The 21352-nt window shown below is 51.2% G+C and carries 11 protein-coding genes; 9 read left to right on the forward strand and 2 right to left on the reverse strand.

Going from position 1 to position 21352, the window contains the following annotated elements; translation table 11 throughout:
• Nucleotides 1–99: 99 nt before the first annotated feature.
• The 8 genes from AC3WQT_RS06675 (at nt 100) to AC3WQT_RS06710 (ending at nt 13472) form a co-directional block, all read left to right on the forward strand.
• The gene (locus AC3WQT_RS06675; RefSeq protein ID WP_492702994.1) at nt 100–2955 is read left to right on the forward strand and encodes a 2-oxoglutarate dehydrogenase E1 component; all 2856 of its coding nucleotides are present in this window, start codon (nt 100–102) and stop codon (nt 2953–2955) included.
• 61 nt (nt 2956–3016) lie between these two features.
• Nucleotides 3017–4273 (forward strand): 2-oxoglutarate dehydrogenase complex dihydrolipoyllysine-residue succinyltransferase, encoded by a 1257-nt coding sequence (odhB, locus tag AC3WQT_RS06680; protein ID WP_492702995.1) that lies wholly within the window; start codon nt 3017–3019, stop codon nt 4271–4273.
• 33 nt (nt 4274–4306) lie between these two features.
• Nucleotides 4307–4639 (forward strand): PspC domain-containing protein, encoded by a 333-nt coding sequence (locus AC3WQT_RS06685; protein WP_492702996.1) that lies wholly within the window; start codon nt 4307–4309, stop codon nt 4637–4639.
• Between the two features lie 87 nt (nt 4640–4726).
• Complete coding sequence (gene lpdA, locus AC3WQT_RS06690) at nt 4727–6151, forward strand: dihydrolipoyl dehydrogenase (protein WP_492702997.1); 1425 nt, start codon at nt 4727–4729, stop codon at nt 6149–6151.
• 148 nt (nt 6152–6299) lie between these two features.
• Entirely contained in the window at nt 6300–7397 is a 1098-nt protein-coding gene (gene zapE / locus AC3WQT_RS06695; RefSeq protein WP_492702998.1) for a cell division protein ZapE, read from the forward strand.
• Nucleotides 7398–7438: 41 nt separating this feature from the next.
• The gene (locus AC3WQT_RS06700; RefSeq protein WP_492702999.1) at nt 7439–7801 is read left to right on the forward strand and encodes a hypothetical protein; all 363 of its coding nucleotides are present in this window, start codon (nt 7439–7441) and stop codon (nt 7799–7801) included.
• 272 nt (nt 7802–8073) lie between these two features.
• Nucleotides 8074–12003 (forward strand): DUF2339 domain-containing protein, encoded by a 3930-nt coding sequence (locus AC3WQT_RS06705; protein ID WP_492703000.1) that lies wholly within the window; start codon nt 8074–8076, stop codon nt 12001–12003.
• The gene (locus AC3WQT_RS06710) at nt 12000–13472 is read left to right on the forward strand and encodes a DUF3999 family protein (protein WP_492703001.1); all 1473 of its coding nucleotides are present in this window, start codon (nt 12000–12002) and stop codon (nt 13470–13472) included. The genes AC3WQT_RS06705 and AC3WQT_RS06710 overlap by 4 nt, the downstream gene beginning before the upstream one ends.
• A gap of 27 nt (nt 13473–13499) precedes the next feature.
• Here AC3WQT_RS06710 and AC3WQT_RS06715 read toward each other — a convergent pair whose 3' ends face one another.
• On the reverse strand, nt 13500–14666 hold the full coding sequence (locus AC3WQT_RS06715; RefSeq protein WP_492703002.1) for a pyridoxal phosphate-dependent aminotransferase: 1167 nt from the start codon (nt 14664–14666) through the stop codon (nt 13500–13502).
• A gap of 43 nt (nt 14667–14709) precedes the next feature.
• Nucleotides 14710–15342, reverse strand: coding sequence for a uracil phosphoribosyltransferase (gene upp / locus AC3WQT_RS06720; RefSeq protein ID WP_186951564.1), 633 nt, complete (start codon nt 15340–15342; stop codon nt 14710–14712).
• A gap of 154 nt (nt 15343–15496) precedes the next feature.
• On the opposite strand from upp, the gene AC3WQT_RS06725 reads away from it, so the two are divergent.
• Nucleotides 15497–21268 carry a hypothetical protein gene (locus AC3WQT_RS06725; RefSeq protein WP_492703003.1) on the forward strand — a complete coding sequence of 1924 codons (5772 nt, stop codon included), beginning with the start codon at nt 15497–15499 and terminating at the stop codon, nt 21266–21268.
• Nucleotides 21269–21352 lie beyond the last annotated feature (84 nt).

The following is a 21352-nucleotide window of genomic DNA, read 5'->3' on the forward strand; positions in this document are numbered from 1 at the left end:
CCCCACAACTTGATGTGCAATCCGCTAACCGGTCAGGCCGTGTCGCGGAAGGTTAGATTAACCCGCTAATCTCGCGAAACGCGAAGAAAGGTGAGCAAGATGATGCAACAATATAACGCTAACTCGTACTTGTTCGGCGGCAATGCGCCGTATGTAGAAGAACTGTATGAAGCGTACCTGAATAATCCCGGTTCTGTTCCTGATAATTGGCGCGCGTATTTTGACGCCATGCAAAACGTGCCTGCCGTCGATGGCTCTGCCAAACCCGACGTCGCCCACGCACCTGTTATTGCTTCCTTTGCTGAACGTGCCAAACAAGGCCCGATACGCACAGTCAATGCGACTGCGGATGCTGAAATGGGACGCAAACGCGTCGCTGCCCAGCAACTGATTGCCGCTTATCGTTTCCTTGGTAGTCACTGGGCCAATCTGGACCCGCTGCAACGCCAGGAACGCCCAAGTATCCCTGAACTGGAACCAAGTTTCTATGGCTTTACCGATGCCGATATGGACATACAGTTCAATATCAGCAATACCTATTTCGGGCCAGAAACTGCATCATTGCGCGACCTTTTGAATGCCTTGCGTGACACTTATTGCCGTTCCATCGGTGCTGAGTTCATGTACATCAGTGACCCGACAGAAAAACGCTGGTTGCAACAAAAGCTGGAAGCGATACGCTCCACGCCATCTTTCTCTCCTGAAAAGAAAAAACATATCCTTGACCGCCTGACTGCGGCTGAAGGCCTGGAACGCTATCTGCACACCAAATATGTTGGTCAGAAACGTTTCTCCCTGGAAGGTGGCGAAAGCTTTATCGCCTCCATGGATGAGACTATCCAGCGCGCGGGTGAGCGCGGTGTGGAAGAAATCGTTATCGGTATGGCCCACCGCGGCCGTCTGAACGTACTGGTCAATACCCTTGGCAAAATGCCTCAGGATCTGTTTGCTGAATTTGAAGGCAAACATGGTGATGACTTGCCGGCCGGTGACGTTAAATACCACCAAGGCTTCTCGTCTGATATTTCTACCCCGGGCGGCCCGGTTCACTTGTCTCTGGCGTTCAATCCTTCCCATCTGGAAATCGTTAATCCAGTGGTTGAAGGTTCTGTCAAAGCGCGTATGGAGCGTCGCGGCGATAAGGATGGCTCACAAGTATTGCCTATCCTGGTACACGGTGACGCTGCGTTTGCAGGGCAGGGCGTAGTCATGGAAACCCTGAACCTGGCGCAAACACGCGGCTATGGTACAGGTGGTACTGTACATATCGTCATCAATAACCAGATCGGTTTCACGACTTCTGATCCACGCGATTCACGTTCCACCCTGTATTGCTCCGACGTCGTCAAAATGATCGAAGCACCGGTATTGCACGTCAATGCAGATGATCCAGAAGCCGTTGTCCTGGCTACCCAGATCGCTCTGGATTACCGTATGGAATTCAAGAAAGACGTCGTCGTCGACATCATCTGCTACCGTAAACTTGGCCATAACGAGCAAGATACACCTGCACTGACCCAGCCTTTGATGTACAAGAAGATTGCTCAGCATCCAGGCACACGCAAGATGTATGCAGACAAGCTGGCAGCGCAAGGCACTATCCCTGCGGATGGTGGCGATCAAATGATCAAGGCTTACCGTGATGCCATGGATGCTGGCAAGCATACCCATGATCCGGTGATCTCCAACTTCAAGAATAAATACGCTGTTGACTGGATTCCTTTCCTCAACCGTAAATGGACAGATGCCGCTGACACAGCAGTGCCGGCAACTGAATTGAAGCGTCTGGCTGAGCGTATTACTACCGTACCAGAAGGCTTCAAGCCACATAGCCTGGTAGAAAAAGTATTGGGTGACCGCGCCGCCATGGGGCGTGGCGACATGAACCTGGACTGGGGCATGGGCGAGCATCTGGCATACGCATCCTTGGTTTCTTCTGGTTATGCAATTCGTCTGACAGGTCAGGATGCAGGTCGCGGTACTTTCGTTCACCGTCATGCAGTTTTGCATGATCAAAACCGCGAACGTTGGGATGCAGGTACGTATATTCCTCTGCAAAACATTTCTGACAAACAGGCACCATTCACTGTTATCGATTCCGTCTTGTCTGAAGAAGCGGTACTGGGCTTTGAATATGGTTACTCCACAGCAGAACCAAATACGCTGACTATCTGGGAAGCGCAATTCGGCGATTTCGCCAACGGTGCCCAGGTCGTTATCGATCAGTTCATCAGTTCTGGTGAAGTGAAATGGGGTCGCGCATCCGGTCTGGTCATGATGCTGCCGCACGGTTATGAAGGTCAGGGGCCTGAGCATTCATCTGCACGTCCTGAGCGTTTCCTGCAACTGTGTGCTGACAATAATATGCAAGTGGTTCAGCCTACTTCTGCGTCCCAGATTTTCCATCTGTTACGTCGTCAGATGATACGCATGTTCCGCAAGCCTCTGGTCATCATGACACCGAAGTCCTTGTTGCGTAACAAGGATGCAGGTTCGCCATTGTCTGATCTGGCCAAAGGCAGCTTCCATACCGTTATCGGTGAAGTGGATGAGAAGATAGACGCGAAGAAAGTCAAACGCGTTATCGCATGTTCAGGCAAGGTGTATTACGATTTGGTAAATGCCCGTAAAGAGCGTGGTCAGGCTGATACAGCGATTATCCGCGTTGAACAGTTGTATCCGTTCCCGCATAAGAGCTTTGTCGCTGAGTTGAAAAAATTCCCGAATATGGCGGAATTGGTTTGGGCACAAGATGAGCCGCAAAATCAGGGGCCATGGTTCCAGATTCAGCACAATATTTTTGAAAGTCTGGAAGACGGTCAAAAACTTGCTTATGCAGGTCGTCCAGCCAGTGCATCGCCAGCTGTCGGTTATTACGACAAGCACTATGCACAGCAAAAAGCATTGCTGGAAACGGCATTTTCCAAACTCAAAGGCTTTGTCCTGACCAAATAATGACGCGATGCGACATCAGAAGCTGATGTCGCATTTGGCTACCCGAATCGGAGAGTAAAAAATGGCAATTATCGAAGTAAAAGTTCCTCAGTTATCTGAGTCCGTCGCAGAAGCAACCCTGTTGTCCTGGCATAAAAAAGTTGGCCAGTCAGTCGCTCGCGACGAAAACCTGATCGACGTTGAAACAGACAAAGTCGTACTGGAACTGCCCGCACCTGATGCTGGCGTGATCACACAAATCATCAAGGGCGATGGCAGCACTGTCGTTGCTGGCGAAATCATCGCGATCCTGGATACTGATGCATCCGCAAAAGTAAGCCCGATGGAAGTGTCTGCTGCTCCAGTAGCAGTGGCCGCTGCCACATCTGCACCTGCTGATGCAAAATCTTCTGCTGGTGTAGCGATGCCTGCAGCAGCAAAAATCCTGTCAGAAAATAATCTGACTGCAGCACAAGTTGATGGTTCCGGCAAAGATGGCCGTGTTACCAAAGGTGATGCACTGGCAGCGGTTGCCGCCAAGCCTGCCGCTGCACCAGTAGTTGCACCTCTGGCCGCACCTGCAACTGGCAAACCAGCCCTGCAACAAGTTGCTGCTCCAACGATCGCCAGCCTGGGTGACCGTCCTGAAGAGCGCGTACCGATGAGCCGTTTGCGTGCCCGTATCGCTGAACGCCTGGTGCAATCGCAATCGACCAACGCGATTCTGACGACTTTTAATGAAGTCAACATGGCACCTGTCATGGACTTGCGTAACAAGTACAAAGACAAATTTGAAAAAGAACACGGTGTGAAACTGGGTTTCATGTCCTTCTTCGTCAAAGCTGCCGTTGCTGCATTAAAAAAATACCCTATCATCAACGCCTCTGTTGATGGCAATGACATCGTCTATCACGGTTACTTCGATATCGGTATCGCAGTTGGTTCTCCACGCGGCCTGGTAGTACCTATCCTGCGCAATGCGGATCAAATGACGATTGCTGAAATCGAGAAGAAAATCGGCGAATTCGGTGCCAAGGCAAAAGACGGCAAATTGACACTGGACGATTTGTCTGGCGGTACATTCTCCATCTCGAATGGTGGCACTTTCGGTTCCATGTTGTCTACACCTATTATCAACCCACCACAATCCGCAATTTTGGGCGTGCATGCGACCAAGGACCGTGCTGTAGTTGAAAATGGTCAGATCGTTATCCGTCCTATGAATTACCTGGCAATGTCTTATGACCATCGCATCATTGACGGTCGTGAAGCTGTTCTGGGTCTGGTGGCAATGAAGGACGCGCTGGAAGATCCAGCCCGCCTGTTGCTTGATCTGTAATTCGGGTTCAACACGCAAAGCGAGAATCATTCCGTGAATATCGCTGACGAAATCAAACGTCTGCATGAACTGCATCAGGCAGGAGCCCTGTCTGATGCAGAATTTGCACAAGCCAAAGCCAGATTGCTGGCAACTGGCGACACATCCGCATCCGGCAATCAACAGAGCCAGGGTTTCAACCATTTGAACCAGTTCCGGCGGTCAAAAAATGATCAGTGGCTGGGTGGTATCTGTGGTGGTTTGGGCCAATTTACTGGTCTGGATTCCTGGATATGGCGTTTGATGTTTGTCTTCTTCAGTCTTTACTTTGGTGCCGGCGTCGTGGCTTATCTGCTGGCCTGGATATTCATCCCCGAAGAGAGCTGAAAAGCACAAAGCGAAGCGTGAACTTTACGTCTAAAGTCATGGCCAGATTCAACGCTAAATTCATATACATAAAATCAGGATATTTTCATGAGCAAACAATTTGACGTCGTCGTTATCGGTGGTGGACCTGGCGGCTACATCGCCGCAATCCGGGCTGCCCAACTGGGATTCTCTACTGCCTGTATCGACGCATGGACCAATGAAAAAGGTGGCCCCGCTCCAGGTGGTACTTGTACTAACGTAGGTTGCATTCCATCCAAGGCGCTGTTGCAGTCTTCCGAGCATTATGAACATGCTGGTCATGCTTTCGCTGATCACGGTATCAATGTACAGGGTCTGGGCCTGGATGTAGCCAAGATGCTGGGTCGCAAGAACACCATCGTCAAGCAAAACAACGACGGTATCCTATTTCTGTTCAAAAAGAATAAAGTCACTTTCTTCCACGGCCACGGTTCTTTTGTAAAAGCTGCTGCTGGGTATGAAATCAAGGTAGCTGGCAAGACAGAAGAAACAATCACTGGCAAACACATCATCGTGGCTACTGGCTCGAATGCACGCGCATTGCCTGGTGCTGCATTTGATGAAACTACCATCCTGTCGAACGATGGCGCCTTGAAGATAGCAGAAGTGCCGAAAAAACTCGGTGTTATCGGCGCTGGCGTGATTGGTCTGGAAATGGGTAGTGTCTGGCGTCGTCTGGGTGCTGAAGTGACAGTGCTGGAAGCATTGCCAACTTTCCTCGGCGCTGTGGATGAGCAAATCGCTAAAGAAGCACACAAACTGTTTGTCAAACAAGGACTGTCCATCAATCTGGGCGTCAAGATCGGCGAAATCGTCAATGGCGGCAAAGACGTGACTGTCAACTACACCGACGATAAAGGCGCTGAACATAAAGCTGTGTTCGACAAGCTGATCATCTCTATCGGCCGTACACCTAACACCAATGGTCTCAATGCAGAAGCAGTTGGCCTGCAACTTGATGAGCGTGGTTTTATCGCCGTGGATGGCGATTGCAAAACCAATCTGGCGAATGTCTGGGCAGTGGGCGACGTCGTACGCGGCCCTATGCTGGCACACAAGGCAGAAGAAGAGGGCGTTGCTGTTGCAGAACGCATCGCTGGTCAGCATGGTCATGTGAACTTCAATACCATTCCTTGGGTGATCTACACTTCGCCTGAGATCGCTTGGGTAGGCCGTACTGAGCAGCAATTGAAGGCAGACGGCGTGGCTTACAAATCAGGTACTTTCCCGTTCATGGCGAATGGCCGTGCCCGTGCCCTGGGTGATACCTCCGGTATGGTCAAGTTCCTGGCGGATGCAACGACAGATGAAATTCTGGGCGTGCACATCGTTGGCCCTATGGCATCTGAATTGATTTCCGAAGCCGTAGTGGCGATGGAATTCAAGGCGTCGGCAGAAGACATCGCCCGTATTTGCCATGCACATCCATCCTTGTCTGAAGCGACGAAAGAAGCAGCGTTGGCAGTTGACAAGCGTTCCCTGAATTTCTGATTCAGGTTGAGCGTTTTTTGAAAGAGCGGCGCAATATCGCGTCCACACCGGCAGCGCACTTTGTCCTCAGTTTGATTGAGGCAAAGTGCGTCGCTTTTTACCCGCTTGCCATACACAGGCAAGCCAGCAAAGATAGTATCCCTCGCCCATGAATGTCATAGAGTATTATCAGGACGCTTTAAGTCAACGTGGTTTTCAGGCCGATGAAGCACAAAAGCGTGCGGTTGACCGCTTGCAGACGGCCTATGAAGAATGGGTGGAGTACAAGGGTAAGCGGGCAAATAAATTTACTCGTCTGATAACCCGCCCTGAAGTGCCACGTGGTGTTTACATGTGGGGTGGTGTAGGGCGCGGCAAGTCATTTTTGATGGACAGTTTTTTTTCCGTCGTGCCGGTTGTCAGGAAAGCCCGCCTGCATTTCCATGAATTCATGCGCGCTGTGCACAGGCAGTTGGATGAACTCAAAGGGATGGCAGATCCACTGGATGAAGTGGCACGCAGGATAGCCAAGAAATATCGCCTGATTTGTTTCGATGAATTTCACGTTTCAGACGTGGCAGATGCAATGTTGCTGTATAACTTGCTCAATGCCCTGTTTGAGAACGGCGTGTCCTTCGTCATGACATCCAATTACCAGCCTGATACCTTGTATCCTGATGGTTTGCACCGTGACCGCATGTTGCCAACCATCGCCTTGCTGAAAGAAAAGCTTGATATCCTGAATGTTGATTCCGGCAACGACTACCGCAAACGCGCCATGGAGCAGGTTCAGGCTTATCTGACACCACTGAATGCAACGACTGACAAGAACTTGCGCGATATTTTTGCACGAGTGGCGGAAACCAGCGATGAGGACCCGCATGTTGATATCGAAGGCCGTAAGCTCAAGTCTTTGCGCCGTGCCGGTAGCGTTATCTGGTTTGACTTTGTCACGCTTTGTGGCGGCCCGCGTTCACAAAATGATTACCTGGAGATCGCCAGTCGTTTTCATACCGTTGTCTTGTCGTCGATACCGCGCATGTCTGCCGCCATGTCATCTGAGGCAAGGCGTTTTACCTGGCTGATAGACGTGTTTTACGACAACAAAGTCAAATTGATTATGTCGGCAGAAGTCCCGCCTGAGGAACTTTATACCAACGGTACCTTGTCTAATGAATTTCACCGTACAGTATCCCGCATTATAGAAATGCAATCAAAAGAATACATGGATGCTGATCAACGCCAAATTGCGGAGAATATTGCTTAATGAACCGTTTATTTTTCATATGCATAGCTGTGGTCGTGCAAATGACTGTTGCTGCATATGCACTGGCTTTACCTGGTAGTAGTGAGCTTGCTCAAATTGCAAATTTGACTACCGGCCTGGATCAAAAATATGCCGCTGGCAGCATTAATAGCGCAGAGCAGGCTGAAACTGCTTTGAAAGAAAGTAATGCAGCACAACTGCGTTTGCAAAGCTGGTATGAGCAGTCAGAACGCGCTTGTCACCAGACTTTTTTTGTCAACGACTGTCTAAATGATGTCAAACAGCATCGTCGCCAGTACATTGTTTCCCTGCAGAGAATTGCATTGGAAGCCAAGGCCTTGCAGCGCAAACTGCGCATAGATCAGCTCGACAAAGAGTTGGAGCAACGCCAGGCCAAGCCATAACCTCCATTGATTTGTAACTGGCTGTAAGCCATTTTAGTATCCGGTACTGGTATTTGAAGGGGCGTTTCCAACTGCAGACAGTTGCTCATGATATGGCAGCTGCTACATTTTCGTGCTGACGCTTTAAAAAGCAACATTGATCTGTCACTACTGGCAAGGTATGAGTGGTGATTCTCCCCTGGCGCTGCGATATAAGTATTGCAAGTCTCTAAAAATTTCCTTACAGTCTGGCGTTAGCCGCATTGGCATACTGTAATCCAAGGAAATGATATATGTGGTTTGTGGGCGCAATCATAGGCTTTATTCTGGGCGTGGCGACCGATTCGGGTGCTGCCATGTTCTTTTTTGCTTTGACAGGTGGTTTTGTTGGTCATCTGATAGGTAGTTCACGCAATAAGGCCAATACCAAGCCGTCCGCGAATAAGCCAGTGACCCAGGCGGCACCGGGCAAGCCAGTTGATGCAATGGCTGAAATGCGTCAGAAAATCTTCACGCTTGAACATCGCCTGCAAACGCTGGAACGCGAAATGGCTGAGCTGAAAGCTGGTGGCGTGTTCGTTAAGAGTGCAGACGCACCAGTGCAATCGGCAAGCCAGCCTGTTGCAGAAGAAAAATCACCGGTAGAGCCACAAGTATCCCTTGCTGTTGCAAAAGCCAATGATGCCAGCCTGAGTGTGGCGGTTCCGCTGACAACAGAGTCTGGTGCACAAACAGAAGCAGTGCCAGTAGTTACGCAGCAGAAAGCGGAACTGGAAGAACTGGATCTGAACATCAATCCTCTGCGAGATGCTGCACCTCTCCAAAAGACTCCGGAAGTCTTCGCCGAACAAGTCGCGCCATTACCAGCAGCCATCGTTGTAGAGCCCGTTGTGGAACCTGCTGTGCCTGCAGTAATAAATCCGCCAGTAGCAGATACTGCTGCAGTAAAACCACCAGTAACAAAACGTCCGCCACCGCCGCCACCAAAAACCTTGAGAGAAAGTTTGCCAGCACCTCTGGCAAAACTGATTTTTGGTGGTAATGCCCTGGTCAAGGTTGGGGTTTTGATTTTATTCCTTGGACTGGCTTTCTTGCTGCGCTATACCGCAGAACGAGTCACTGTACCAGTAGAGTTGCGTTATGCAGGCGTGGCCTTGTCAGGCGTGGTATTGCTGGCACTGGGATGGTTCTTGCGCAGCAAGCGCCGGGACTATGCATTGATACTGCAGGGCATGGCGATAGGTGTGTTTTATCTGACCACGCTATCGGCGATGAAATTGCATGCCTTGATCACTCCTGAGGTCGGTTTTGCTTTCTTGTTCATGGTGTCGGTCCTGAGCGCCATCCTGGCTGTTTTGCAAAATGCGCCGGTCCTGGCCATCGTCGCAGCCATCGAAGGTTTTGCTACCCCGGTTTTGATTTCTACAGGTGAGAACCGGCCTTTGGGCTTGTTTACCTATATGGCCGTACTCGACATAGGTATCTTCGTGGTCGCCTGGTTCAATGCCTGGCGTGTGCTGAACCTGATAGGTTTCGTTGGTACCTTCACCCTGGCACTAGGCTGGGCAGAGCGAAGCTATACCGATAGTCAGTACGGTATTGTGCAGCCTTTCCTGATTTTCTTCTTTGTCCTGTTTGCCCTGATAGGCCTGTTGTTTGCGCGCCGCACCCTGAAAGAAGCAGAAGTTGAAGAAGGCCCACTGGCTACCCTGAAACGGGTAGGGCGGGTTGATAGTGCCCTGGTATTTGGTAATCCCATCACCGCCTTTGGCATGCAGTACATGCTGGTCAGGCATACAGAGTTTGGCGCAGCCTTTTCTGCACTGGCGGTAGGTTTCTTTTATTTGCTGCTGGCCAGGTTTGTGTTTTCGAAAGCCAGACAAGGTTTGGCATTACTGGCAGAGGCGTATGTCATCGTGGCTGCCATCTTTGCGACGCTGGCGATACCGCTGGGACTCGAGGGAGCCTGGACAGGTGCTGCCTGGGCAATCGAGGGTGCAGGCATGTACTGGCTGGGCATACGCCAGCAACGGCCTTATGCACGAGGTTTTGCTTATGTTGTCATGGTCGGTGCGGCTTACAAGCTCTTGCACGGTATCTACATCAATCCTGAGGCCAGCGGTCCACTGTTGCAGGGTGGTTTGCTGGGGCCAATCTTGCTGGCGATAAGCTGCTTTGTCGTCTGGAATTTGCACAGAAAAGCAAAACCAGAGAATATTTCAAGCTGGGAAGCCACACCAAATGCTGCTTTGCCGTGGCTGGGTGTTGCTTCACTGGCCTTGTTGCCATGGATGTTGCTGATCCCACAATTTGCAGCAGCGGCAATGGCTGTCATGGCTTTGCTGGTATCGGCCATTGCCCGTCGCTATGCACTCAAGGCTTTTGAATATATCTCTGCCACTTTGCAGGCAGCCGCGCTGGCATCCTTCATGCTGACCCTGCACGTCGCTGCCAATGGCAATGCTGCGCTAGAAGATGGCTGGAAAGGTGGTCTGGCTGCCCTTATTATCGCTGGTAGTATATTGTTCAGTGCCGGGCGTTCCATGGTGGCGACCAAGCGGGCGGCGCAAGCGCAATCTTTACCACCTGCCTGGTCAATCTGGAATCAACTGGCCATCATCAGCGGTAGTGCATTGTTGCATCTGGCCATGCTGTTTGCCATCAACCTGACACAGGCATCATTGATCTGGCCGTTAACTTCCTGCCTTTTGCTGTGGGTGGGCTTGCGCATGTCGCATGGCGCTTTGGCGGGCTTTGCTGCCGTCTTGCAAATCATTGCTGCCGGTTTGTGCCTGGTGGAGCCGGGCAAATATCAGGGCACGGCCTTCACACATCTGGGCTTTTTCGTACCTTTGTCGCTGGCTGTGTCAGCCTGGTTCAGCGCAGACTTTATCCGTGCCGAAGCAGCCAGGATGCGGGCCGTGTTGCTGGACTTGAGTGGCTTTGGCAATGCTGCAAATACAGGTACGCCTGAACAAAAGCTATCATCGGTCTGGCTTAACCCCTGGTGCAATAGTAAGCTTGCTTTGGGCTTGCCTATTGTATGGGGACTGGCATGGTGGTTAGATGCCTGGTTCCCTGAGAGCCTGGAAACTCTGATACGCACAGATCACCGCAATTATTCTTCAATTGTCGCCATTGTGATAGGTCTGGGCAGCTCAGTCCTGATGGCGGCACTGGCAGCATGGCGCAAGTGGCCGCAAATGGGTTTTGCCACTATCGTCACTTTGCCGTTATTGGTTTTTGCTGGTTTGATTGGTGCTGTGAGTGCGGATGGCCTTTACTTGCCATCGGCAAATCTAGGTTGGCTGGCCTGGCCGCTGGCACTGGCCTGGCATTTGCAGATACTGAAAAAGCAGCAAAACTGGATGGCAGCATGGTCACGACTCTTGAGCCTGACACATATCGCCGGTTTCTGGTTCTTCTTGTTATTGGCTGCGCGCGAAGGGCAGGCACGCCTTGCACCATTGGCTGATACCTGGTCGAGCTGGCCATTACTGGGCTGGGTGCTGGTTCCTGCACTTGTTTTCTGGTTCATTGGTGCCAAACCACTCGCAGGCAGGTGGCCGCTTAATTCTTATCGCAAAGCCTACATAGAACAGGCCTGTGCACCCGTTGCCCTGTATTTGCTGGTGTGGTGCTGGTTGACCAATGCCTTCAGTGCAGGCGATGCCAGCCCCTTGCCTTATCTGCCTTTGCTGAACCCTCTGGAATTAGGGCAGTGTCTGGTGTTGGCATCCTTACTGCACTGGTGGCGTGCTTTGCCTGCGCCAGCACTCAAAACAGACACAACATATGCAGCGACAGCAATGGCAGCTGCTACCGCCCTGGCTTTATTGACTGGCATGGTCTTGCGTAGTTGTCATCATTTCGCTGACGTGCCTTGGGATGCAGATGCCTTGTTTGCTTCACGCCTGAGTCAGGCTGCGGTTTCCATTACCTGGGCAATTTGTGGCGTGGCTGTCATGCTGTTTGGTAATCGCCGTATGTCGCGTGGTATCTGGACTGCAGGCGCAGCCTTGCTGGGCGTCGTGGTTTTGAAACTGTTCTTGATAGAACTGGCTGACCGTGGCGGTCTATACCGTATTGTTTCTTTCATCGGTGTTGGTATCTTGTTGCTGGTGGTTGGCTACTTTGCACCTGTACCTGTCAAGCCCAAAGAGCCACAAGCTACATTGGCAGAGGATAGTAAGGCACCAGAAGATCAAGGGAAGGCATCATGAGTATCAACAAGCTGAGAACGAAATTGCAATTGAAGCTGTTATTGCTGGCTGCTTGTGCGATTACCTCCACTGTGGTCATGGCCCAGGCTATTACACCGCAGCTAAAGCACGCGGTCATCACCAGCACAGGAACGGGCCCGTATTTTCAACTGGATATACCAATCAATATATATCCAGGTAGCTTGCATTCTGATCTGCATGATGTGCGCGTGCGTAATGCGGAGGGTGACCTCTTGTCTTTTGCCTGGGCTGATATGGAAACGCCCAGTGCCAAACTGGAGAGTAAAACCGTCAGTGCGTTTCCTGTAAAAGACATACAAAGCAGCAGTTTTAGCAGCTTCCGGCAAAATGCAGATGGCTCACTGACTGCTTTGTCGCAAGTAAAAATCACCAGGCAAAATCCTGTGCCTGCCTGGATTATTGATGTCAGCAAGATCAAGGGTAAATTATTGCAAGCCAGGTTCAGCATAGCCGAGCAGGTAGACGGCATGTTTGGCTTCACGCTGGAAAGCAGTAATGACCTGAAAAACTGGCAATCATTAGGTAGCGAACAACTGGTGCAATTACGTCATCAGGGCTCTGTGCTACAGAATCTCGGCATCAGGCTTCATCATGTGAGTGCGCAGTATTTGCGTCTGCGATGGAATAATCCTGCAGATGCGCCCTGGCTGGATAATGTCAGCATAGACAGCCAGCAAGAAGTCTATACACCACCGGTTTTGCAATGGAGTAAGCCTATTCCTGTGAAGACTTGCGCTGCAAATTACTGTGAGTACAGCATTCCCGATAACACGCCTATAGACAGCCTGCGTTTACTGGTGAGCGAACCCAATACCCTGTTGCATATTACGGTACTGGCGCAGGTGACACCAACAACTACGCCAGTATCCTCCTACCACCACAGACATAGCCCGCTTTACCCTTTGCATGTGCTAAGGCATCAAAAGCGCAATGCTGAAGTGCCGGTGGATCAGCAGGTCTGGCTGAATGAAAGCCTGGTTTATAAAATCAATCTACCCAACGGTGAAGTCAAATCACGTGATTTGCTCATGGACGGTGCCAGTTATAAAACCTTGCGCTTGCAAACAGATAATCCATATAGCAAACTGGGTAAAACTTTACCGGAGATACAGATCGCCAGTCTGCCACGCAGACTGGTATTTCTGGCGCGTGGAAAACCGCCTTACCAGCTAGAATGGGGAGCGGAGAGCAAAGAGGGAGCTGCAATACCTTTGACAAGGCTGATCCCAAAAATGGATTTGACCAAGCCAGTGCAGGCTGATATCGCCAGTGTAGAAATTGCCGACTATGTAGCGCCTCAGGCTGCTATCAAGCCTGCCGCTGAGAAAACACCCGCCAAAGAGCACAAACCTTGGCTATGGGCTGCATTAGGTGTCGGTTTATTATTATTGGGCGGGATGGTGTGGTCCCTGTTGAAAAATATATCGGAAGATAAGGCAAAGACCTGAGTATTTTCTCAGGTCTTTTGATGGGAATTAAATACTTTGCAGGCGCTGCAAAGCGTCTTGCAGGGTAGCATCCTGTTTGGCAAAGCAAAAACGCACGATGCCAGATTCCTTGCCTTGCTGGTAAAACGCGGATACGGGAATAGCTGCCACACCAATCTCAGTCGTCAGCCAGCGGGCAAAGTCCAGCTCGGTCATGTCGGAAATCGCTGAATAATCTACCGATTGGAAATAAGTGCCAGCGCAGGGTAACAGGCGCAAGCGAGAATTGGTCAGGCCAGCCCTGAATAGATCGCGTTTCTTTTGATAAAAGTCCGGCAATTCCAGATAAGGTGCCGGGTTGCCCATATACTGCGCCAGCCCCACTTGCATAGGTGTATTGACGGTAAAGACGTTGTATTGATGAACCTTGCGAAACTCTACCATCAGTGCTGACGGTGCCGCAACATAGCCGACCTTCCAGCCAGTCACATGATAAGTTTTGCCAAAACTGGAAATGATGAAGCTGCGCTCTGCCAGTTCGGGGTAACGCGACAGCGATTCATGGCGCTGGCCATCAAACACCATGTGCTCATATACTTCATCAGAGGCGATCAAGACCTTGGTGTCACGCACGATATCGGTCAATGCGGCAATGTCATCCACGCTCAGTACTGATCCGGTAGGGTTGTGCGGTGAGTTCAGCATCAGCAAACGGGTCTTGTCCGTAATGCTGGTTTTTACTTTATCCCAAGGGATGGTATAGCCATTTTCACCCAGTTCCATGCTGACAAATATCGGCACGCCACCTGCCAGCTTGATACTGGACACATAGCTGTCATACGCTGGCTCTATGACAATGACTTCATCGCCAGCATGTACGCAGGCCAGCAAGATGGTCAAAATGCCCTGGGTTGCACCAGCTGTGACGGTGATTTCAGTATTCACGTCATAAGCATGACCATAGATATTTTTGATTTTGGCGGCTATCTGCTCGCGCAACTGCGGCATGCCTGGCATGGGCGGATATTGATTGTAATTATCCGTCATGGCTTGCGCCACCAGGGCAGGCAGGGCAGGGTCGCAGCTAAAGTCAGGGAAGCCCTGACCAAGATTGACCGCTTTTTTCTCTGCCGCCAGGGCAGACATCACTGAGAAGATGGTGGTGCCCACTTCGGGTAATTTGGAAACAGGAACGAAGCGGGCAGTGGTCGTCATCAGTGAAACTCTTCAAAAACTATAAATCTATTATATAAAGTGATTATTTAGTGCCAAACAAACGGTCACCGGCATCGCCCAGGCCAGGCACGATATAACCGTGTTCATTCAGATGGTCATCGATAGATGCAGTGACGATAGGTACATCAGGATGGGCAGCGTTCATGACCTTGATGCCTTCAGGGGCAGCCAGCAGGCACACGAATTTGATCGTTGTAGCGCCGCGCAGCTTCAGGCGAGTGATGGCCGCAGCGGCTGAATTGCCAGTTGCCAGCATAGGGTCAACCACGATCACCAGTCGGTCAGCGATATCTTCCGGCACCTTGAAGTAATACTCAACTGGCTCCAGTGTTTCCGGGTCACGGTACAGGCCGATATGGCCTACGCGGGCATTTGGCAGCAAATCCAGCATGCCATCCAAAATACCATTGCCAGCGCGCAGGACCGAGATCACGCACAGCTTCTTGCCGCTGATGGTTGGTGCATCAATGGTGGTGATCGGTGTTTCGATCTTGACCAGTTCAATCGGCAGGTCACGGGTGACTTCATAGGCCAGCATCTGGCTGATTTCACGCAACAGACGGCGGAAATTATCCGTCGGCGTGTCTTTGCTACGCATCAGTGTCAGCTTGTGTTGCACCAGCGGGTGTCTGATTTCGGTAACGAGTTCGTTCAAGATAATTCTCCGGCAATGTTGAGTTGACCGCTATTTTACGTCCCAGCCAGCATTAAGGGAAACGGATAAATCAGGAATTGAGGTGTTTTTCCACTTCTGCTCCAGCCATCGTCAAATTTTTCTTGATTGATAATTCAATATAAGAAGTTCCGGCATGGCAGGGCCCGCAATGACGGTGAACGACTATCAGATCAGGAGTGCAGAAATGGACAGCAATCAGGCGTTGTTAAATAAATTATCTCTGGGAGACTACTCCCTCGATCGCCATGGCGATCGCAAGGACAATTATTTGCCACCAGAAGAGGCAATTGAGTCCAATACCCGCATCGACGTGAAAGGTATTCGTGAAGCCATCGCCAGGGTAGAGGCAGAGGCCAGAGCCACCGTAGCTGCCGAAACCAGGCTGAAGGCTGAATCCCAAGCCAGGGCACTGGCAGAAACCAGGGCACAGGCTGAGGCCGAAGCCGCCGAACTGGCTCAGCGCAAACTGGCACTGGAACAAGAAGCCATTGCCGGCGCACAGGCAAAACTGATGGCAGAACGCCAGTCGCACGCTGCCAGTGAAGCCAGAATCGCCGCTACCGCCGAAGAAACGCGGAATCTGCAAGAACGCACGCTGATAGAGTCACGGGCCCGTGAACAATCAGAGCAACGTGCCAAACTCGAACAACAAGCCATAGAAAAAGCCGAGCACCAGTTCAAGGCAGAGTCAGAGCTGGCTTCTCAAGCCCATGCCGAAGCAGAAAAACTGGCAACGCAAACTGCCAATGCCCGTAACTGGGCAGCAGAACGCTTTGCCGCATCACAATCTGCACGCCAACAGGCAGAAGAGCGCGCCCGTGCTGATGCACGTATCACTGAACTGGCACGCGAACGTGAAAAACGCGACCGCGAAGCCCGTGAAACTGCAGAAATGCTGGCCAAAGTCCGCTGCGAATCCCTGCAAATTAGTAAAGAGCGCGACCAGGCAGAAGCCATGGCGCTGGAATATGCGATCAATCGCGCACCGGTAGAGTTGCGTGCCCGTGAAGATGCATTGGCACGCGTTGCCTTGGAGCAAGGTCAAGAGGCAATTGCCCAGGCCAGAATGGAGTCTGAAAGAAAGGCAGCAGAAGCCATACAGTTGCGTATGCAGTCAGAAGAAGACTTGCGTATTGCTGCCAATAAACGCGAACAGGCAGAAAAAATAGCTGCTGCCACAGCTCAGGCCCGTCGTGAAGCAGAAGACAAAATCCGCATGGTGACTGAGTCACGCATACGCGCAGAGCGCGAACTGCAATCAACTGCCATGACGCGCATAGAAAACGAACAGCAAGCCGACCTGCAGGCACGCGCAAGACAAGCTGCTGAAGCCGCATTGGCAGAAGAAGCCCGCCAACGCCGTCTGGCTGAGCAGCAAGCTGCCGATAATGCCCGTCAGCGTGTCGCTGAAGAACAACGCGCTGCCAAGCTGGCTAAAGAGCGCCTGGAAATCGAAAAACAGGCTGTACAAGACGCCCGTGAAAAAGCTGATTCTGAACAACAAGCCCTGAGTGCTAGTGCCTTCCAGGCTGAATTGCTGAAACGCGCCAACCTTGCAGCCGCAGATAAAGCCAAAAAAGCCCAGGAACTGATGATGGCTGAAAAAATGCGCGCTGCAGCAGAACAAAAAGCCGCTGCCGCCTTGCAGGAAAAATTGACTGCTGAACGCAAGATGACAGAAGAAGCAGAAGCCCTGGCCAAGGCAGAGCAATCTCACGCCGAACTCTTGCGCATGCAAGAGCAGGCAGAACATGCACGCCGCATAGCCCAGGAGTCTGAATGTGTAGCAGAAAAACTGAGCCTGGAAAAAACCATGGAGCAAGTGGAATTGCAGCAAAAAATGGCCGCAGCCGCTGCCAGGAAAAATCAAGATGCCAGCGAACTTCTGCGCGTCCAACAGCAACGCACTAATGATGAGGTGAAAGCGATGGAACTTCAGGAAGAAAAACTACAGGCAGAACGTCGCCGTGCCAATGCAGTGCAACAAGTGCTGAAGGCAACCCAGGAAAAACTGCAACTCGAACAAGCGGCACAGCAAGAAGCTGAAGCCAGGCTGCGCGCAGAAGAGGAGTCCAAGGCAATTGCCGCTGCCAGGGAACAAGCTGAACGCGAAGAAAGACTGGCGCTGGAAGCTACACTTGATGCAGAAAAAACTACTCTTGAGCAAACCGAACTGCAAAAAGATGCCCAATGTAAGGCAGCCAAGGTTGCTTTGCTGATTAGCCATCAAGCCACAGAAATGGCACGCGCAGAGCAAATGCATCTGGAAGCAGAAAAGCAGGCGGCAAGAGCAGCCCAGGAAAAACTGGAAGCTGAAAAAACAGCCGCCGAGCAAGTCATCGCCCGTGCCCATGCTGACCGTGAGCATACCAGTGTATTGAATGCACGCCAGCAACAAGAAGCAGAAGCTCGTGCAGCCCGTCAAGCCATGATCGCCGCTGAACAAGTACGCCTGCAAAAAATGCAGGAACATGCAGATCTGCAAAAACAATCTGCGGTCTTGGCACAAACCAAGGCTGTTGAAGCTGAAGAACTCGGCAAGACTTTGCGTTTGCGTGCAGAGTCCGAGCAAAAAGCCCTGAACCTGGTCCAGCAAAAACTGGAAGCAGAAAAGCGTCTGACGGCAGAATTACAAGCCAAGGCAGCGGTAGAGCAAGAACAACGTGATCAGCACCTGGCTCGTCTGCAATCTGAGCAAGCTTTACGCGTTGCAATGGAAAGCAAAGTAGCGGAAGAGAAAAAACTGCTGGAACAAAACAACCAGCAAGCCAAGGCTGAACAGCAAGCAGCAACTGCCGCAGCAGCTCGGGTAAAAGCTGCAACCCAGTTGGCACAGCTTGAACAAGGCAAAGCAAAGTCTCAACAGCAGGCTGCCCTGGCGCTGGAAGAACAAGCCAGACTGGAAAAACAAAAGGCGGATGCTGCTGAACTGGAAGCAAAAGCAGCGACAGAGAAACTGGCAGCAGAAAAAATTGCCACAGAAGCCGCCACTGCCAGAGCAAGAGCAGAACAGCAACATGCGCAAGCCGCGGCAGTCAGGGCCAGGGCAGAACAAGAAGCCAATGAATTGACAGCTGCCAAATTGCAAGCTGAGCAGGCATTGCAAATCCAGGCGCAAGCCTATGCTGCCAGCCAGCATAAGGCGCATGAACTGGTGGTTGAAAAGAACAAAAAAGTTGCTGAACTTGACGCTGTCTTGCAACAACGTCTGGCGGATGATCAGGCCTTGCTGGACACCACAGCTGCCAGATTGCAGGCAGAACAAGAAGCACATGAAGACGTACAGAGCCGCCTGTCCAGTGAAACCGAGGCGCAGCAGTTTGCCGAAGCCCGTGCCCGTGCAGAAAAAATCATACGTGCCGCAACTGAAGCAACGCTGGCATCAGAAAAAGCCCTGTTCCAGGAACTGGCCGCTCATGCTGATGCACAAAGTCTCATGGCTGAGTTGCTGGCACAACGACTGCAACAAGAGCAAGAATTACTGGTTGCGCAACAACAGCGTATCGCTGCCGAGCAAGCGGTACTTGACAGCCTGACAGCCAAGCAGCAGGCAGAACTGGCAGCCACAGCTGAGGCTGAAGCTCGCCTGGTGGCAGAACAAGCGCAACACAAATTGATCGCAGAGCGCCAGGCTGCCGAGGCACAGGCACGTGAGCTGGCAGAAAAATTCAATGAAACCGAAAAACAATGGCTGGCACAAGCTGCACAGGAAGCACTGATCAAGCGCCAGGCAGCTGTCGCACTCGAAGAAAAAACAGCCTTGCTGCTGGAGCTGAGCCGTGCCAGCCAGGAAAAAATCGCAGTTGAACAGCAAATCAGCGCTGAACTGAAAACCAAGCTGGAACAGGAAGAATCAGCAGAAATTACTCTGCAAGCCAAACTGGCCATAGAACGTGAATTTGCAGAAGCAGCAAGTGAGCGCGCCTATAAAGAACAAGAAGCACTGGAAGCCACATTACGCCTGGCAAATGCTGAACAGGCATTGCTGGCCCGTTCGGCGGAGCATGCAGAGGCACAGCGTCTGGCAGCAGAAGCGACAGAAACCAGATTGCGCGAAGCAGAAGCGCTGACCATGACTGAAAACCAGCGCGCTTCCAGTGAGCTTGAAGCATTGAGCCTGGTACAGCAAAAACTGGCTGCAGAACAAAAAGCAGCGCAAGAAGCAGAGCAACGCAAACTGGCTGAGCAAGAATATCTGAGTCTGTGCGAAATTCGCGCCAATGCTGAGCAAGATGCTAATGTTGCCATCCAGGCCAGACTGCAAAGTGAAAAAGAAGCAACTGAATTGGCCTATGCATTGGCTGTATCCGAGCAGCAAGCCACTGAGGCAGCGCAAGCTCGTGCTGAAGAACTGTTCATTCTGCAACAAGCAGAACAACAACGTGCAGAACTGGCTCAGCGCGAAATCATCACCATCCAGCAACAAAAACAGATGGAGATGGATAGCCTGCAAATGACTCAGGATGCCTTGCGCCTCATTGAAGAGAAAATGGAAGCCGAGCGTCTGGTCATTACTGCGACAGAAGAACGCGTACGTCTTGAATCAGAATTGGCAGAACAAAGCAAGCAACGCGCAGAACAACTGCTGATCGCCAATGTACTGGAACAAGAAAAACTGGCACTGGAGCGCGAAATTGCAGAAGCAACAGCCTTGCAAATCGCTGCCGATGAACAAGCACTGCCAGAATTGCGGGCCAAATTATTGGAAGAAAGCCAGCTTGAAACCCTGGAAGCGCAAAGACTTGAAAAAGAGCAAGCCCTGGCCGCCGCGATAGTTGCACGTGTTGAAGAAGAAAATACATTGCTGGCCCACGCCGAGCAAGCCTTGGCAGCAGAGGCAGAATTGAAAGCCGAATTTGCATCAAAACTTCAAGTCGCTGAAATACAGCGACTGGAAAAAGAGCAAGCTTTGGCCGCAAGCTTTGCAGCACGTGCAGAAAAAGAGAGTAACTTGCTTGCACAAGCTGAACAAGCCTTGGCAGTAGAGACAGTATTACAAGCTGAGCTGACATCCAAACTGGAAGCTGCTGAAGCACAAAGGTTGGAGAAAGAGCAGGCGCTCAATGCAGCTATCGCCAAACGCATGGAAGAGCAAAGTGCTCTGCAAGCAAAACTTGAAGAACAATTGTCTCTCGAAGCTGCATTGAAAGAAGAATTGCAACAACAACTGACCGCGGTTGAAACGCAAACTCAGCAAAAACAACAAGCACTGGCAAATGCAGCAGCAAAACGTATTTCTGACGAAAAAGCCTTGCAAGCACAACTGGAAAAACAAGCTGCTGACGAAGCAGAACTGCAAGCCATGTTGCAACAACGTGCTGAGCAACAAGCTGCTGCCCAAGCCTTCATTGAGCAAGCGCTGGCATCAGCCAGGGAATGGCAAGAACAAAACAGACTGCAAATACAGCAACAGCAAGAAGAATTGCAAGCTGAGGCAGAAATGGCAAAACAGACTCTGGAAGCTGAGCACCAGGAAGCCGAACAACTGGCCCAGGCACTGATCAGCAAACTGCTTAGCAATAGACAAACATCAGAAGAATGGCGTCAACAGGTTGAGCAAATGCTGGCAGCAGCACCAATCACCGTGGCTTACGATGCAACAGTTCAGCAAGATGAAGTACAAAAACGCTTCCGCCTGCGCCCATCTGTCATTGCTGGTTTGTTGTTGTGTGCTGGTATAGCAGGTTTTGCTGGCTTCAATAGCTTTGCCTTGAATGGAACTGCGGCTTCCCGCGCAGTTCCGCAAAAGACAGCTACGCTGGAACAAGTAGCACCAGCGCAAAAAGTGGATACGGGCTTGCATATGACTTATGAATTGGCAACTCCCGCTGACGCTGTTCCGGTTCAGGCTGAAGAGGGTAGCAAGGTTGCAGCGACACAACTGGCTTTTGCAGGTAATCGCTAAGCTAAAGAGCTGTCCAGACATAAAACAAAACGCCGCGCAATTTTGCGCGGCGTTTTGTTTTATGTCGAAAAATCAGTGAATTTG

It is taken from the genome of Undibacterium sp. FW305-107 (genome assembly GCF_058788535.1).

Excerpts from the sequence above, each read along its gene's own strand:
- AC3WQT_RS06675 (WP_492702994.1), top strand. The coding sequence starts at position 100 with ATGATGCAACAATATAACGCTAACTCGTACTTGTTCGGCGGCAATGCG.
- odhB (WP_492702995.1), top strand. The coding sequence starts at position 3,017 with ATGGCAATTATCGAAGTAAAAGTTCCTCAGTTATCTGAGTCCGTCGCA.
- lpdA (WP_492702997.1), top strand. The coding sequence starts at position 4,727 with ATGAGCAAACAATTTGACGTCGTCGTTATCGGTGGTGGACCTGGCGGC.
- zapE (WP_492702998.1), top strand. The coding sequence starts at position 6,300 with ATGAATGTCATAGAGTATTATCAGGACGCTTTAAGTCAACGTGGTTTT.
- AC3WQT_RS06700 (WP_492702999.1), top strand. The coding sequence starts at position 7,439 with ATGACTGTTGCTGCATATGCACTGGCTTTACCTGGTAGTAGTGAGCTT.
- AC3WQT_RS06705 (WP_492703000.1), top strand. The coding sequence starts at position 8,074 with ATGTGGTTTGTGGGCGCAATCATAGGCTTTATTCTGGGCGTGGCGACC.
- AC3WQT_RS06710 (WP_492703001.1), top strand. The coding sequence starts at position 12,000 with ATGAGTATCAACAAGCTGAGAACGAAATTGCAATTGAAGCTGTTATTG.
- AC3WQT_RS06715 (WP_492703002.1), bottom strand. The coding sequence starts at position 14,666 with ATGACGACCACTGCCCGCTTCGTTCCTGTTTCCAAATTACCCGAAGTG.
- AC3WQT_RS06725 (WP_492703003.1), top strand. The coding sequence starts at position 15,497 with ATGGCAGGGCCCGCAATGACGGTGAACGACTATCAGATCAGGAGTGCA.